Source organism: Oceanobacillus timonensis, assembly GCF_900166635.1.
Lineage (GTDB): Bacteria > Bacillota > Bacilli > Bacillales > Amphibacillaceae > Oceanobacillus > Oceanobacillus timonensis.
In genome coordinates, this window is record NZ_LT800497.1 from 948,937 (window position 1) to 965,628 (window position 16,692).

Annotated in this window: 16 protein-coding genes; 8 read left to right on the forward strand and 8 right to left on the reverse strand. The window is 37.3% G+C overall.

What is annotated here, in order from left to right; translation table 11 throughout:
* Positions 1-2: 2 nt before the first annotated feature.
* From B7E05_RS22360 to B7E05_RS04765, 8 genes are all read right to left on the reverse strand, one after another.
* Complete coding sequence (locus tag B7E05_RS22360) at positions 3-392, reverse strand: hypothetical protein (RefSeq protein WP_245832962.1); 390 nt, start codon at positions 390-392, stop codon at positions 3-5.
* Between the two features lie 39 nt (positions 393-431).
* Positions 432-1,394 (reverse strand): sodium/glutamate symporter, encoded by a 963-nt coding sequence (locus B7E05_RS04735; protein WP_245832963.1) that lies wholly within the window; start codon positions 1,392-1,394, stop codon positions 432-434.
* A 153-nt stretch (positions 1,395-1,547) separates the two neighbouring features.
* Entirely contained in the window at positions 1,548-2,270 is a 723-nt protein-coding gene (locus B7E05_RS04740; RefSeq protein ID WP_080872914.1) for a GntR family transcriptional regulator, read from the reverse strand.
* A gap of 206 nt (positions 2,271-2,476) precedes the next feature.
* On the reverse strand, positions 2,477-2,707 hold the full coding sequence (locus B7E05_RS04745; RefSeq protein WP_080872916.1) for a hypothetical protein: 231 nt from the start codon (positions 2,705-2,707) through the stop codon (positions 2,477-2,479).
* A gap of 3 nt (positions 2,708-2,710) precedes the next feature.
* Complete coding sequence (locus B7E05_RS04750; RefSeq protein WP_080872917.1) at positions 2,711-4,060, reverse strand: TRAP transporter large permease subunit; 1,350 nt, start codon at positions 4,058-4,060, stop codon at positions 2,711-2,713.
* A 22-nt stretch (positions 4,061-4,082) separates the two neighbouring features.
* Positions 4,083-4,946, reverse strand: a complete 864-nt coding sequence (locus tag B7E05_RS04755) for an NAD(P)-dependent oxidoreductase (RefSeq protein ID WP_080872919.1) — start codon at positions 4,944-4,946, stop codon at positions 4,083-4,085.
* Between the two features lie 16 nt (positions 4,947-4,962).
* The gene (locus B7E05_RS04760) at positions 4,963-5,637 is read right to left on the reverse strand and encodes an RraA family protein (protein ID WP_080872921.1); all 675 of its coding nucleotides are present in this window, start codon (positions 5,635-5,637) and stop codon (positions 4,963-4,965) included.
* Positions 5,638-5,804: 167 nt separating this feature from the next.
* Positions 5,805-6,659, reverse strand: a complete 855-nt coding sequence (locus tag B7E05_RS04765) for an SIS domain-containing protein (protein ID WP_080872923.1) — start codon at positions 6,657-6,659, stop codon at positions 5,805-5,807.
* An 856-nt stretch (positions 6,660-7,515) separates the two neighbouring features.
* On the opposite strand from B7E05_RS04765, the gene B7E05_RS04770 reads away from it, so the two are divergent.
* The 8 genes from B7E05_RS04770 (at position 7,516) to B7E05_RS04805 (ending at position 16,685) form a co-directional block, all read left to right on the forward strand.
* Positions 7,516-8,001 carry a DUF2243 domain-containing protein gene (locus B7E05_RS04770; RefSeq protein ID WP_143833171.1) on the forward strand — a complete coding sequence of 162 codons (486 nt, stop codon included), beginning with the start codon at positions 7,516-7,518 and terminating at the stop codon, positions 7,999-8,001.
* On the forward strand, positions 7,998-8,807 hold the full coding sequence (locus B7E05_RS04775; protein ID WP_245832966.1) for a cytochrome c oxidase assembly protein: 810 nt from the start codon (positions 7,998-8,000) through the stop codon (positions 8,805-8,807). Before B7E05_RS04770 ends, B7E05_RS04775 begins: the two co-directional genes overlap by 4 nt.
* 345 nt (positions 8,808-9,152) lie before the next feature.
* On the forward strand, positions 9,153-10,199 hold the full coding sequence (locus B7E05_RS04780) for an Ldh family oxidoreductase (protein WP_080872924.1): 1,047 nt from the start codon (positions 9,153-9,155) through the stop codon (positions 10,197-10,199).
* Between the two features lie 27 nt (positions 10,200-10,226).
* Entirely contained in the window at positions 10,227-11,912 is a 1,686-nt protein-coding gene (locus B7E05_RS04785; protein ID WP_080872926.1) for a thiamine pyrophosphate-dependent enzyme, read from the forward strand.
* A gap of 19 nt (positions 11,913-11,931) precedes the next feature.
* The gene (locus tag B7E05_RS04790; protein ID WP_080872928.1) at positions 11,932-13,080 is read left to right on the forward strand and encodes an iron-containing alcohol dehydrogenase; all 1,149 of its coding nucleotides are present in this window, start codon (positions 11,932-11,934) and stop codon (positions 13,078-13,080) included.
* A gap of 49 nt (positions 13,081-13,129) precedes the next feature.
* Positions 13,130-14,551, forward strand: a complete 1,422-nt coding sequence (locus B7E05_RS04795) for an NAD-dependent succinate-semialdehyde dehydrogenase (RefSeq protein WP_080872930.1) — start codon at positions 13,130-13,132, stop codon at positions 14,549-14,551.
* Positions 14,552-14,642: 91 nt separating this feature from the next.
* Entirely contained in the window at positions 14,643-15,599 is a 957-nt protein-coding gene (locus B7E05_RS04800; protein ID WP_080872932.1) for a C-terminal binding protein, read from the forward strand.
* Positions 15,600-15,692: 93 nt separating this feature from the next.
* The gene (locus B7E05_RS04805; RefSeq protein WP_080872934.1) at positions 15,693-16,685 is read left to right on the forward strand and encodes a tripartite tricarboxylate transporter substrate binding protein; all 993 of its coding nucleotides are present in this window, start codon (positions 15,693-15,695) and stop codon (positions 16,683-16,685) included.
* Positions 16,686-16,692: the final 7 nt, after the last annotated feature.

Here is a 16,692-nt window from a genome sequence, read left to right on the forward strand (position 1 = left end):
AATCAAGCATACGATTTTTCTTTGTTTTCAACGGTTTCGGCATTTTCTTTAAAATCATACGTTTTTACGCCCCATACTTTCAATACTTTTAACAGAATTAAGTAAATAGGGATAGGTGCTAACAGCCATAAAATACCAGCTGTTATAGATAGTGTTCCAGCCATTATCATCATAATGGTCGCAACGGTGACATAGGAGACAATCATAGGTATATTCATCATTCCTAGTTCAATGGCTGTTGTGGAACGCAGGGAAGGATCAATAATTCGGACAAGGGCAATGCCGTTCGGTACTGTCCCCAGGGCAGCTCCCAGCAACCCAAGCGTCCGTGAAAAGTCATTGTCGCCGCCTATACGTTTTCCGAAATATAAAACAACAGCGACGGTCAGCAACGTGATAACAACCGCTTCGATAAGAATAGGGACAATCCATTAACCGATGATACTGAATTGCACAGCCATAAATGAACAAACGACAAGATAATCCGTAGACCATCCGGTAATCTTTGTTTGAAACGTATTATCCAGTAAATGAGCAAGCTTGAGCCTGTTCAAGATCATTTTGACAAAATAACCAGCTATCATTCCGTGAATAAATAGCATCCCGCTGAGGCTTTCACCGATCCCGGGAATATAAGAAACGACATGCGCCATTCCAAGCGCCAGCACATAACAAATGCCAATCATTGCAAAGTGGAATGTCATCGTATCCATATTTCCGCTAAAGACGGTTTCGTGGCCAATAGGCTCTCTTTTTTCGTCTTTGGTATAATAGCCACGCTTTACATAATCTTTTATCTTGGATTCGCCCAATTGCTTGGATAACCCGCGTTTTAAGCCATATTTCGCAATAGGTACACCAACTAAGAAGCATGCAATAAACCCTACAGCTGCAAAGGTAAGGCCAACCATGGCTGCATTCTCTATTCCATACTGCTGTTCAAAAATAGAGCCAAATGTAGCAGCCTGTCCAGGACCTTGCGTAAAAGCAAACGGGATAAGTAAGCCGTATAAAGCATCCATCCCAAAAGAACTGCCGATGAGCAGTATTACGAGAACACCGACAACAGGTGTCAGGGCATATAATAGATTCCAAAGCAGGCCAAGGCCTATACTGCCTCTAACAATCTGTTTCCCTGCAGAGGTTTCTTTACTACTGTTACTCGTTAAACCGATAGAAATGAACGTAATGGTAAATAACTGTGTCACGATGATGGTAAACATTTCTGCGTCCGTGGCGGAAATAAGGTTTGTATTCATGATAATCATTCCTAAAATACCTGCGATAACACTTGCAGGGACTAACATATTCTTTATAAAAGACACTTTTGACCTGATAATCATACCGATACAAAGTAGAATACTAGCAATTCCAAAAGCAATCATAAAGCTCATGTTTCGCGACCTCCCATGAGAAAATTGTCTAAAGATGTCAACATTGATATAACCTTTATTGTATGCGAATAATATCAATGTACTCAAGGAGGTCAGAATGTTCGTACCAGTTAAAAAACATCATACAATCATCTATCTATCTTTTTTATCTTTTCACCTGCTATGTCTCGACAAGGTTATTTTAAAGGAATACATATCCGCCCGGTAATGCGCTCTCTCAAATTCGACAAAGTCTCCGTTCCTATCTGTAATGATTCTTTCTGCAATCATGATACTTGCCCCTTCCGTAATATGCAGCAACTCGGAATCATGTCTGGTTGCCGTGCCGGCTCTGATTTCCTGCTCTGCTTGAAAGGTCTTTACGTCTAATTCACGTTCCAGCAGTTCATAGAAAGCTTCTTGATCTAAATTAAATTGGGACAGCTTTCTGCCTAATTCAACTGGATAGTAGTGTCTTTCCACACCCATGGGAATGTCATTGGCATATCGGATTCGTTTAAAGTGATGTGCTTTGTCCAGGCCGGTAATATCTTTTAATCTGCCAAACAGCTCCAACACTTCAGAGGTAATTAATTTTGCACCTGGCGACATCCCCATTTTCTCAATATTTTCTGATGTGCTGTGAAGGCTGCCAAGCCAATCATTAATTGTTCTGATCGCAATAAAGGTTCCTTTTCCTGCTTTTCGCACCAAAATACCTTCACGGACAAGATATTCGATTGCTTGTCTTACAGTGCTTCTGCTGACATAATATTCGTCCATCAATTCTCTTTCACTGGGGATCTTATCGATATAATGTCCATCATATATCTTCTGCTCTATTTTTTGTTTTAACTGAACGTGAAGCGGGATAGAGTTTGTATAGTCTAAGCTCATTGATGTTTCCCCTCCGTCGAGTGTTGGGTTTTTAAGTTTATTGCTTATTTTATCATGTTTTTAGAGTGAGTGGGGGATGGAGAGCGATGGAAATGAAGAAGGAAGACGAGGGAGGAAAGGTATCCTGCCTTCGTGAATTATACGATTTTAAGGATACCCTGTCTTTTCTTTATCTCAAATATTTTCATAATCATTTTTATTAACATCTATCCATCTGATTTTTCTTTATACTTTGGAAAATATCCTAATATAAATGCAATACCTGAAAATACTGCAGCTAATATGATTGCTGTTCTTAACAATATATCGCTAGCTTTTATGATCAACTCTCCGTTACCAATTACTATTCCAAACAATTGAATTAAAACCATAATCAAAGCGGTCAAAATGGATAGAATCAGACTTACTGTAAAAGCTTTTTCTAGTAATTTTTGCAATGTTTACCCTCCCCAAATTGGTAGAATTCCCATTCCTATTAACCAACCTATTATGATGACAGGAATAGCATAATAAAAAATTAACATACCAAATGTTTTTTCAGGTTTCGCACCAACTATACCTGATGCAATGTAGATTGATCCTGAAGCAGGCGGCATTTGCGCTGATGTTGAAGCAAATGTAATAACTGCAACTGCAGCAATTAAAGGTGAAAATCCGCTTGCAACTAATATCTCATATGAAACTAAACCTACAGCTGTCAAAGTGCCTGTCGACGTTAAAGGTCCTGCTATAATCGTAATACCTATACCTAATAGTAATAATGTTAACCATGCTGGAGAATTTAAGGTATTAATTAGTTGGGCGATGTTTTCCGAGAGTCCGAGTTCGGTTAAAACTTCACTTGCTGCTACGGCAAAGAAAATAAGCGCACCAATTACTGTAAAGCGCGGTATTGATTTTTGTATAAATTCTATCATTTCTTTATTAGAATTCGGAAGCGCTTTCCTTCCTAATAAAAAAGCGATAGCAATCATTAAGGTTGGTATCCAAACCACAATATCAATACTATCAATCGCCTCTTCTCCTATAGAAGGATTGTTAATTAAGCTGTTTGCTAAAGGACCAATCGTAAGTATTAATGGAATAATCGCACCTAGATAGATAAATATTGAAGTCCAGCCTTTTTTTAAAGAAGTACTTAAAGGCTCCAGTGTTTCAGAAGGAAAAGCTTTTATATTTTGTTTTTTGACAAAGAATGCTATCATAACACTTCTATGAATAAATTGATATGCACCTGCTATAAGGAGTGCTATATAATATTCTCCAACGGAAATAGCTGATGCAACCGGAGCAAAACCTAAAACAATAAACATCGATGTAGTAGGAGGTAAGACAGAAGCCATCCCACCGTTACCAACCATAACTGCAGCCGCTATTTCTCTGTTCCATTTGTTTTTAATCATCCATGGTCCAGTAATTGATCCCGTTGCAGCAGTGTTCCCTGAATTTCCTCCTGACAGAGTACCTAGAACTGATGAACCAATAGCATCCATAAAGGCAGGCGCACCTGGTAGTCTCCCTACAAGTGAATTCAATATACCAAGTAGTTTATCTACAATTCCTAATTTGTCTATTACGTAGGCCATAAATACAAATGCAATGGCAGCATATAATACTGAAAAAGTCGACGCAAATGTAATTCCCTGTACAAATAAATTAACTGCTTCGGTGCCGCCTAGTAATAGTATTGCCAAAAACCCTATTAAAGCAGCTTCCCCTAAATTTCTCTTTAATTTAACACTCCATAATATAAGTATGACTACAAATATCACTAATGCTAATATCCCCATTTTAAACCTCCTTCGATTAAGGTTAACTATTTAATGCATGGATAACTTTCTTCCAATTTAATTCTTCTTCAAACTTTAATTTTTCATCTAATTTTGCTTGTGTAATATATTCAAGTTTCGATTTTGTACCATTTGTCATATAAGGTTCCACGCCATTCCTCTTCATAAATTCTATTACATTTTCCATTTCTTTTTCTCTTCGTTTAGAATGTGGTACATTACTTTTTATATATCTATCTACGATTTCTTCAAATGGGTCTCTGTCCATTGTTGAAGTAATGGAATCAAGTATTTCGTCTTCCAGTTCCAGTTTTTCAGCTGTCTCCATTACTTCATACAATAATGTGGAGAGACCTTTCGTAAAAATACTGCGAATAAATTTAAAGTTTGTTGCATCTCCTACTTTTTCGCTAATACAGGTTAAATTCATATCGAATTTTTTCCCCCAATTAACAAATTCGTGCCCATTTACTCCGCTAACTAACATAGGTACTTTATGTCCGTATACTTTTAAAGCGCCCATAATAGCTGCATCAATTAAATTTAATCCTTTTTTATCGAGCTTATCAGCTATCGTCTTTTTTTCTTCGGCACTCGCTGTTGTCAGGTCAATATATAAAGTAGATGAGTCTAAAGAATCTATGATAGAATTCCAGACTTCTACTGCATTGTTAGCTGGAACTGCCACAAATAAAATATCAATAGATTTCTTGACTAACTCTTTAGGCGTATTAATAAAGCTTAACGTTGTAACTTCTGAAATATTCTTTGATTCTGATCCATGAAATAAAGGGTCAAAAGCATAAATAGTATCCACGTTATATTCACTGATACTTTTCGTAATTTCACGACCGACTTCACCGTATCCAATAAATCCTATATTCAAATCCAACACTCCATCTCTATTGACTATTATTTTTTATTGCGTCTCTTAACCAAGAAGGCTCCAGCGCAGAAGTATCGTTATGTTGATCGTTTAAATTAAACTCCATAATCTTTTGTAATCGTTTGTTTTCATACGCCAGCTTTTTTTCAGCTGATATTATGGATCCTTCTATTTTTTCGCGAGGAATAATGACAACACCATCTTCATCAGCTATTACAAAATCACCTGAATGAACTTGGATGCCCCCGCAGCTGATTGTGTCATCGAAGGATCCAGGTCCATTTTTACGCGGGCCAGTCGGCACAAATCCTTTAGAATATATTTGTATATCCATATTCGATAAATCCTGTTTATCTCTAACTAGTCCATCAACAATTATTCCTTTTATCCCCATTTTTTCAGCGGCTGCAGCCATTAAATTACCTAGACATGCTGCATAAGTAGAGCCCTTACAATCCACGACCAGTATATCGCCGGGATTAGACTCATAAATTGCATAGTGTAAATATAAATTATCTCCTGGATAAACGTAAACTGTTCTTACTTGACCAGCCAGCGGTTCTTTATAATTTACAGGCTTGATATGATAATCCATTACATTCTCGTAATTCATGCTGTCAGCAAGTAATGTAGAACTTAATTTTTTCAATTTAGTAAGTATAGTTTCTTTCTCATTATACTGTTTAGACATAGTCACGACTCCTTAGTAAAATTTATTACATTTTTAATTTGAATTGTAATATTTATTACAATATAGCATGTCTGATTATTTGTGTAAACCCTTTCAGTAATTTAAAAATAAAAAAAGCTTTTCACACCACATAAAAAATAGTGTGAAAAGCTTTAGAATATGAATTGCTAATCCTTAGCATGGTAATGGATACTTTTAAGAATTTCGTCGACTTTATCTAAGCGATCTGAATCTCTATTAGATGCTTGAATAGCTAATGCGTTTATGATGTAGTCTACAGCTACAGCTGCTGCAATCGGTGAATTATGAAATGCTAAACTATTTGCATCACATGTTATGACTACATCAGCATAGTCAACAATTGGAGAAGAATAATTATCTGTAATGGTAACTATTTTAACACCTCTTGCTTTAGCTGTTTTTATAAAATCATTAATCCGTTTTGCGTATCTTGGAAAACTTATGGCGATAAGTAAATCATCTGCGTCCATGGAAACCACTTCATCTACCCAATCTGACGTATCTGCTACCATAAGCCTGCAATTTCCCTTAATTCGATTTACGTTCTGAGTTAAAAACTGGCCGACAGGAAGCCCGCTGCGCACGCAGGTACAATAGACATGTCTGGATTGCGTTATCAATTGAACAATATCATCCAATAAGGCCTTATCTACTTGGCTGCTAAGCGTTCTTAACTGATTAATATAATAATCAATTGTTTGTGTCCAGAGTTCTCCTTCTTCTACATTTTTTAGATTAGATTCTAATCTGGCGTGAGGAGATGCCTTGTCTCTTAAATTGTCTTGCAAATCATGTTGAAATTCTGAATATCCCACATATCCCAATTTACTCGTGAATCTCATTATTGTAGTTGTACTCGTTCCAATCTTTTTGGCTAATTGGTTGATTGTATCAAAAGAAACTTCTGATGAATTTTTAATAATGTAGTCAGCTACTTTTCTTTCAGAGTTCGTGAGGTTTACAATATTGTTCTTTAATTTATTTATAACATTTTCCATCATATATCACCGTCAATATTTGTAGTCATTTATATGTATTACTAAATCAGAACTTCTCGAATTTTATATGTTTAATTCCATATTTCTATCTTGATGCTGCGACTTAAGGAATGAAGTGGTTTGTAATATCTAAATGTATATCTGCTTGGATTTTCTTTTATCTAATAGTTGATTCAATTTTAAAATATACTCTCTTTTAGAGTGAATGTTATACTTATCCGTCAGCTTTTTAAAGCTTTGATATATCGCAACCTTCCGTGTTAAGCCAATATATATCAGCATATCAATTTTACGTTAAAACAACAACATTATAAAAATATTAAAAATAGGTCGTTTCTGTATTTCAATTATCATATGGACACCATTTTCATAGTTAAAGTTATCTTCTATTGACTTATGTATTATTTATTCCTCTTTCTTGAGAAATTGGAGCGGCGTATTGCTGTACAAACCAACGAAAAAAGGGACATTTTGATTGTATTGTAAGAAAGATACTAACAATTAAGGCACTTATGACCTGTCAAGGTACTAAATATATAATAACAAATTTATCCAATCAATTGGGATTGCTATTGTGATTACATCCTTTAAATTCTAAAAAGTTCTCAACAATAACATTCTTATCTTTAAAAATAACCAAGATTCTTATTAATTCTTCCAATACCAAAAAACTGTTTACCAAAAATACGAAATGGGAATGACTATTAAAATGAAACGAATGAAGAATTAATTTTCCTATTTAACATTAGGGAATAATTGGCAATATCCGATCATAAATGGGATTATTGAAAAGTCTCCCATAAGTACAGTTGCACAATATTATTAAAATTTCCCAACCATGATAATGGAGGTTTCTATAATGAGAAAAGTACTGACGCAAGAGCACTTTACCTATTCTGGCCGAAACTTTTTGTCTGGGTTTTTGTTTGGACTTGGAATGGTTGCTTTTATCGATGAGGTAGTATTTCATCAGTTGCTTGGCTGGCATCATTTTTATGATCGTTCTACTAGCGAGATTGGTTTGATTTCAGATGGGCTCTTTCATGCATTCAGCTGGTTTGCAACAGTCGCAGCTCTTTTTATGCTGGCAGATTTAAAACGTCGCGGAGCATGGTGGAAGAAGCGCTGGTTAGGAAGTGTGCTGCTGGGTGTCGGTTTATTTAATCTGTATGACGGACTTGTTCAGCATAAATTATTACAGCTTCACCAAATCCGCTATGGCGTGGATATTCTTCCTTATGACTTAACATGGAATATCATTGCTGCCGTGATTGTGATTGTTGGAGGAATTGTGCTTTATCAGACGCAGAAACATATGAAGCTGCGAAGGGGTGAACCCGGATGATAGGCACTCATCATATGGAGATGCAGCATGGGGTTCATTCAAGTGGATTGCTTATGCCATTTTTATTAAGCGCACCTTTTTTGATTGGCATCTTGTTATATTGCACAGCACTCCTTTTGTCCAAAAGGCAACACAGAAATTGGCCCAAATACCGCACGTTCTTATGGATAGCAGGTAGTGTTCTATGCATCATCAGTGTTGTAGATCCTGTTATGACTGCTGCCCATCATTATTTTCCAATGCATATGTTTGGTCATTTACTTTTAGGGATGCTTGGTCCGTTAATGATGGTACTTGCTTCGCCGATAACCCTGATATTACGGGCTTTGCCGGCAGTTCATGCCCGAAAAGTATCTGGTGTTTTAAGAAGCCGGCTCTTTCATTTCCTTTCCAATCCGATTGTTCCGGCAATATTAAACATAGGCGGCCTTTGGCTCCTTTATACGACAAATTTATATAGTATGATGGTAAGTGTGATGTGGGTGCATGTGCTAGTGCATTTACACGTTTTTTTAGCGGGGTACTTTTTCGCTGCGACACTTATATACATCGATCCCATTCCGCATCGGTACAGCTACCTTTATCGTTCATTGATATTAATAGCTGCTTTGGCAGGACATAAAATTCTCTCTAAAGTCATTTATGCTTATCCGCCAGAGGGAGTTCCAAGAGCAGAGGCAGAAACTGGAGGCATGCTGATGTATTACGGAGGAGATGCAGTCGATATTTTAATCATTATTATTTTATGTTATCAGTGGTATCAATCGAAAAAAGAGAAAAAGATCAGCTATCCTGTACCGGGATGAGAAGGTTCGATTTTCATTCAATAATAGACACGTAAAGGAAGATAGAGTCGTTTGATTGTTACTTTTACTAAATGTTTATTTATTAAAAGAGCTTTTATAATAAAACCCGAACAGATATAAGAATGGAGGGGATGGAACCATTTATATCCGTTCGGGTTTTGATGCTTTTTTAGCAAGAAAAAATATAGAAGTATCTGTTCATAAGGATTTTATAAGGAACTAAATAAATACTTTTATACAATAATAAAAAGATAAAAAAATAAATATTGACACTAATAAGATAATTGATTATACTTAATACCATCAACTGATATATTAGATATTAGACATGAGGTGATGTAAATAATGACGATACATGTTTCAGTAGAGAAGCTGAGATGGTACTGTAGCGAAATATTGAAAAAAAATAAAATACCGGAAGAAGAAGCAGAAATTATTGCTGACAGCTTGGTCGATGCTAATGTAATTGGAGTAGAATCGCATGGTGTTACCAGGTTAGCAGATTATTTAAAGCGGTTAGAAAACGGAATTATTGAAAATAGGACAAACCTTGAAATTGTAAAGGAAAACGTAACGACTACATTGTATGATGCAAATAATGGGTGGGGGCAGTATGCTGGTAAGATAGCAATGCAAAATGCCATTCAAAAAGCTAAAAAAAATGGCAGTGCGATTGTAGCAGTTCGAAATTCTAATCATTTTGGAACAACATCTTATTTCACGAGAATGGCGACAGAAGAGAATTGTATTGGAATAGCTATGTCAAATGCTTCTTCGCTCATGGTATCTTGGGGATCAAAAGAACCTACGCTCGGAACAAATCCGTTGTCAATTGCTGTGCCAACGAATGAACATCCAGCCATCTTGGATATGGCAACAAGTAATGTTGCCAGAGGAAAAATCAATCTGGCAGTGAAAAATAATCAGAATATTCCTGAAGGTTGGGCTATCACGAAAGATGGAGAACAAACAACAGATGCTGCAGAGGCATTAAAGGGTTTTCTTTTACCATTAGGACCAAAGGGATCTGGTTTGGCGATGATGATTGATATTATGACGGGTGTATTAACAGGAGCGTTGTTTGGAAAAGACGTTCCCCGGATGTACGATGACCCGGAACCGCAGCAGTTAGGCCATTTATTCATTGTATTAGATATTGCGAGTTTTATGGATATGGATACTTTCAAACAAAAAATGGATGATCGTATTAAACAAACGACAAACAGTGCATCTGCTGAAGGTTTTGAGCAAGTTTTTATGCCGGGTGATATTGAACAGATGAAGAGAGAAGATCGTTATGAGAAGGGAATACCTTTAACTCAGGCGATTTATGAAGAACTGAGTGAATTAGGTACTCCATTTGATTTAAATATAAAAGACATAAAAATGTAAGCGTTTAAATTTGAGAGGAGGTTATTCATGATTACTACAGTTAAAGGAAGCCAAGTTTTAAACGGTGGGCAAGGTATTGCAGAAGTATTAAAGGTAGAGGAAGTAGAAAAAGTATTTTGTGTTCCTGGGGAAAGTTATTTGCCGCTAATGGATGCGATTTATGATTATTCAGATATACAGCTGATTTCTACACGCCACGAAAATGGAGCTGCTTTTATGGCGGAAGGGTATGCAAAATCAACGGGGAAAGTTGGAGTTTGTATGGCAACTAGGGGCGTGGGATCAACTAATCTTGCAGTTGGAATCCATACTGCCCATCAGGATTCGACCCCAATGGTCATTTTTGTCGGGCAGTTGCGTGGAAATGTGCGGGAAAGAGAAGGGTTTCAAGAAATCAAACTAAATGAATTTTATAGTCATATTACGAAATGGTCAGTAGAAATTAATGATGTGAAGCGTGTTCCGGAATTGGTACATAGAGCTTTCCGAGTAGCTAAATCAGGGCGCCCTGGTCCTGTATTGGTTGGATTGCCCATTGATATGTTGTATGCCACTTCAGAAATGAAATTTCAAAAATCTATGCTCCCGGCACCACCATCGCCAAATAAAGAAATTTTAAAGGAAGCGAATCAACTGCTAGCAAATGCAGAAAAACCTCTGATTATTGCAGGGGGAGGAGTAACAGGTACTCGTGCACACAAAGAGTTGCTTGAATTATCTGAATTGACTTCTATTCCAGTTATGACCAGTTTCAGAAGGCATGATGCATTTCCAAATGACCATCCTAATTATGGCGGACATGTTGGTTTAAGTGCTCATCCGAAAATAATAGAAACCATTCAGGAAGCAGATGTTATTTTAGCTATCGGGATGAAATTTTCACAAGTGTTCACTCAAGAATACACTTTGCTCAAAGAACATACGAAACTCATTCATATTGACATCAATGATCAGGCAGTAGGCAAGGTATATGAAACAGAAATTGGAATTGTTAGTGATGCGAAACAGGCTCTGAAAGAATTGATTCTTCTCAATCGTCACGAAACGTCAAAGAAATTAAGAGATAGAGCAGCATACTGTCAGCGTATCAGAAAGATTTATGAAGAGATTTCTTTGCCAAGAAAGCAATATCGTGAAGATTTTGTTGACCAGGAAGGAATGATTTATGATCTTCAGGAGCTTCTGCCAGAATCAGCAATGATCGTAAATTGTGCCGGTAATTATACAGGATGGATTCATAAATATTATCAGTTTACAAAACCCAACACCTATTTAGGTCCAACTTCCGGAGCAATGGGATACAGTTTGCCGGCCGCACTTGCCGCAAAACTGGCTTATCCAGATCGAAAGGTAGTTTCTATTGCTGGTGACGGCGGATTTATGATGACCGTTCAGGAGTTGGCAACAAGTGTCCAGTACAACATTCCCGTTATTATCATTGTTGTTAATAACAATATGTATGGAACAATTCGGATGCATCAGGAAAAATCATTTCCAAAAAGAGAAATTGGTACAAATTTAACCAACCCGAATTTTACGGATTTAGCTAAGTCTTTTGGGATAGAAACATATCAGGCACGAAATAATCGAGAATTTCATCGTGCTTTACAAAATGCTATAAAATCAGATGAAAGCGTTTTTGTAGAGGTGTCCGCAGATCCGAATGTGATCTCTGTCAGTAAGACTATCGAGGCTTTACAGCAAAATGTTTAAGTATGAAGGAGTGAAATAAATGCTGCACCGTTTTTTAACACCAACGGAGATTATTCTTGGAAAGGATTCGATAAAAGAAATAGAAGGAATTATAGAACGGGAAAATTTTCAGAGTGCATTGATTTTAACAGATAAAGGTATTGTGCAAGCAGGTATTCTACCCTCTTTAACCAATTTATTAGAAGAAAAATGTACGTATACGATATTTGATGAAGTGGAACCGAATCCGACTGATAGAGTAGTTGAGAAAGCTTTTAGTTTGTTTTTGAAAGTAAAACCGGATGTGTTGATTGCTGTAGGTGGAGGCAGTTCTATGGATACAGCAAAAGCTGTAGGAATTCTTGCAACGAATGGTGGGGAGATTATTGATTTTAAAGGCATTGATAAAGTGAAAGCACCCATTACACCAATTGTTGCTGTACCTACAACAGCTGGCACAGGCAGTGAAGTAACGACGACAACCGTTATCAACGACACGAAACAAATTCTAAAATATTCCATAGGCGGACAGCATGTAGCAGCAAGATGGGCTCTTTTAGACCCTGCATTGACTTTAACACTACCGCCGCATATTACAGCTGCTACAGGTGTTGATGCACTGACACATGCGATAGAAGCATATACTTCCAAAAAATCATACGGTTTAACAGATACACTCGCAGTCCAGGCGATTCGTTTGATTGGAGAAAATCTGCGAACAGCTGTTTTTGAAGGAAATAATATAGAAGCTCGTCAAAAGATGTTGGAAGCCAGTTTAATAGCAGGAATTGCTTTCAATAATGCCAAATTAGGATTATGCCATGCCTTATGCAATCCACTAGGGGCCCAATTTGGTGTAGCGCATGGAGTTGCCAATTCTATTTTACTGCCGAGAGTAACAAAATTTAATCTTCCTGCACAATTAAAGAAGTATGCAATAGTTGCGCAATTATTAGGTGAGAATACAGATAATTGTTCGGTGAACGAAGCGGCAGAAAAAGTGGTCACTGCAATTGAAAAGCTGATTATCGATGTGCAGCTTCCTTTTACACTAGGCGAAGTAGGAGTGGATCAGAAAGCTGTTACCCAAATGGTGGATGAATGTATTGATAATCCGTTAATAGATATTAATCCTCGCAAAGCAACTCGGGATGAATTGATTCAGATTTATAAAGATTGCTTTCACTAGTAACTATAAAAAAATTAGCTTAAATACAAAAGAAAAAGGAGAGAGACACATGTACATTAATGGTAAGTGGGTTGATGGAAAGGATAGTTTAGAAGTGAGAAATCCTTCTAATGGAGAAATAGTAGGAACGGTACCGCGTGTTGGGAAGGAAGAGGTGGATCAAGCAATCGATGCGGCTGAGAATGCATTTCAATCGTGGTCTCGTTTAGCTGCTTCGGAAAGAGCTTCTTATATGTATAAAGTTGCAGAACGGATGAGAGAGAAAAAAGATGATCTAGCACGAATTGCTACATTGGAAATGGGCAAGTCCTATCAGGATATGGTTGGTGAAGTACAAGCAGCAATTGATTACGTGCAATGGTACGCAGAAGAAGCACATCGTGTTTATGGAGAAGTAATTCCATCGAAGGCTGATAAAGTCGTTAATATCTTAAAACAACCCATAGGTGTTGTTGGTGCTATTACTCCTTGGAATTTCCCAGTATCTATGATTACAAGAAAAATTGCACCAGCTATAGCTGTAGGGTGTACGGTAGTATTGAAACCTTCTTCCAGTTCACCATTATCAGCTAAAATGATTTTTGAAATTTTTGATGAGGTGGAATTACCAGCAGGAGTCGTAAATCTGGTATTAGGAAATTCGCAGGAAGTTTCGGATGTATTGTTAAATAGTCCGAAAGTAAAAAAATTAGGGTTTACTGGTTCTACAGAAGTTGGAAAACAATTGATTGAGGGTTCTGCTAAAACTGTAAAAAAATTATCTTTAGAACTTGGCGGACATGCTCCATTTATTGTATTTGAGGATGCTGATATAGAGTTGGCTGTTGAACAATTAGTTACCGGAAAATTTCGGTGTGCAGGTCAAACATGTGTGAGCATGAATCGGGTCTACGTACATGAAACGATTTATCAAGCATTTGTCGAAGAATTAAAGCAGAAAGTGGCGGAGTTAAAAGTTGGAGACGGGTTAGATCCGGAAGTAAATGTCGGTCCGTTAGTGAACGAAGGTGGTGTTAAAAAAGTGGAAGAACAAGTGGAAGATGCCGTGCGAAAAGGAGCAGAAGTTGTAGCAGGTGGAAAACGACCGGATAATGAAGCACTGAAAAATGGGTCCTTCTATGAACCGACTGTTCTTACTAAAGTGAATGAGTCTATGATTATTTCTTATGAGGAAACTTTTGGTCCCGTTGCTCCTGTATTTACATTTAAAACAGAAGAGGAAGTAGTTGAAAAAGCGAACAATACACCATTTGGTTTGGCTGCTTATTTTTATACAAACGATCTCTCTCGAGGGCAACGAGTTGCCAGAGATTTGGAATATGGAATTGTCGGGTTAAATGATTCCTTACCTATTACAGCAGGAGTTCCTTTTGGCGGAATAAAAGAAAGCGGCTTTGGAAAAGAAGGCGGTCATCATGGAATAGATGAATATGTTATTGAGAAACTGTTTTCAACAAAGATTCAAAGCTAGTTTGTGCAATGTTGCTTCATGATTAACATAGAGCACGAAAAACGAAAATTTTTATGGAATGGTTGTGGCAGAGATAGGGGGATAGATAACAATGGCTGGAAAAACGATAGCTATTACGGATTGTGATCATCCATCCGTTGATATTGAAAAAAGAATTCTTATGGAGGAAGATTTCCATGTTCAAACGTTTCAATGTAAAACGGAAGAAGAGGTGATTCAAAATTGTAGAGATGCAGATGGGATAATTGTTCAATATGCGCCATTAACAGAAAAGGTATTAACTGCATTGCCAGCATGTAAGGTGATAGCTAATTATGGAGTCGGGGTAGATAATATTGACGTAGAAACTGCTACCGGGTTAGGAATTCAAGTTTGCAATGTCCCGGATTATGGATATGAAGAAGTATCAGATCACGCATTAGCAATGCTGCTTAATTTAGTCCGTAAATTAACCATGCTTAATAATCAGACGAAAAATAACATCTGGGACTTTCAAATTGCACGTCCGATAAAAAGATTGAAAGCGCAAACATTAGGTGTTGTCGGGCTGGGAGGAATTGGGTTAACGTTGGCAAAAAAAGCACAAGCATTAGGAATCAATGTAATAGGTTACTCCAGATCTAGTAAACATGATCTTGGGTTCGAAACGGTTTCTTTTGATTATTTAATCAAACACTCCGATATTGTTTCTATCCATCTTCCATTAAATGATGACACTTACCATTTATTTAATAGAAATGTGTTCAGCGAAATGCAACAGCATGCTATCTTAATCAATACAGCAAGAGGAGCTATTGTTGACGAGATGGATTTGGTCGATGCTTTAAAACATAACCAGATTGGCGGAGCTGGGATTGATGTTTTAGAAAAAGAACCTGGTGAAAAAAACCATCCTCTATACCAATGTAATAATGCTATTATCACACCACATTCTGCGTGGTATTCAGAAGAGACAATTGTTGAGTTGAAAGAAAAAGTGGCAAAAGAAGCGAGGGCTTTCTTGCTTGGGAAGGATATCAAATACCCTGTTAATGTCATCAAAAAGTAAAACGGCAAATGTTCATGCGCTTAATAAATAATCTGTTAAACATTTTGAGAGAAGAATTTGTTATGAAATTAAAAATGAGCTGGAGGGGCTACTATGTTAAAGAAAATAACATTAAACTCATTATTATTTATTGGTTTCGTCCTATTGTTAGCGGCATGTGGAGATGATACATCGACAGAAAGTGGTGATGCAGCAAGTAACGATTCCTTTCCTGAAAATCCTGTTGAGCTGGTCGTTCCATTTGATGCTGGAGGTGGAACGGATTCCGTAGCTCGTTCCCTGGCGAGTAATACAGAAAAGCATTTTGATGAAAGTATACCGGTAATGAACGTGTCAGGAGGCGGAGGCGCAACAGGGATGACACAAGTTGCCAATGAAGCTGCAGATGGTTATAACTTATTATTTGCAACGGTTGAATTAACTACATTACCGCCTATGGGGCTTTCTGAAGTAACACATGAAGATTTTCAGGCTATTGCCCAAATCAATATGGATCCAGGAGCAATCACTGTAAAGAGTGACTCAGAATGGTCTGATGCTGAAGAGTTTATTGAATATGCAAGAGAACATCCTGGTGAAGTGAGTATTGGGAATGCTGGCGCTGGATCTATCTGGCATTTAGTAGCAGCTTCGATTGAAAAAGAATTAGATGTTGAATTTAATCATGTTCCATATGATGGTGCAGCTCCGGCAGTGACAGCATTATTATCTGGAGAAGTAGACGCTGTTACAGTTAGCCCTGCAGAAGTACTGACGCAAGTAGAAGCAGGGGATTTAACTACATTGGCTGTAGCAAGTGAAGAAAGAGCAGAGGTTATGCCGGATGTTCCTACGATGGAAGAAGCAGGTTTAGGTCCAATAGTGAGCGGTACATGGCGGGGAGTTGTAGGCCCTAAAGATTTACCTGAAGATATCGTTGCTGAATTAGAGGAAGCATTTGTAAAAGGAGCAGAGGAAGAAGAATTTGTAGAGTTTATGCAAAACAACGGTCTTGGGATGCAAGTGAATGGTGCAGAGGAATTTCAAGAATGGATGGCTAACGAGGCAAATGAATGGGAAGCAATTATTACAGATTTAGGGCTGTAAAAATTGG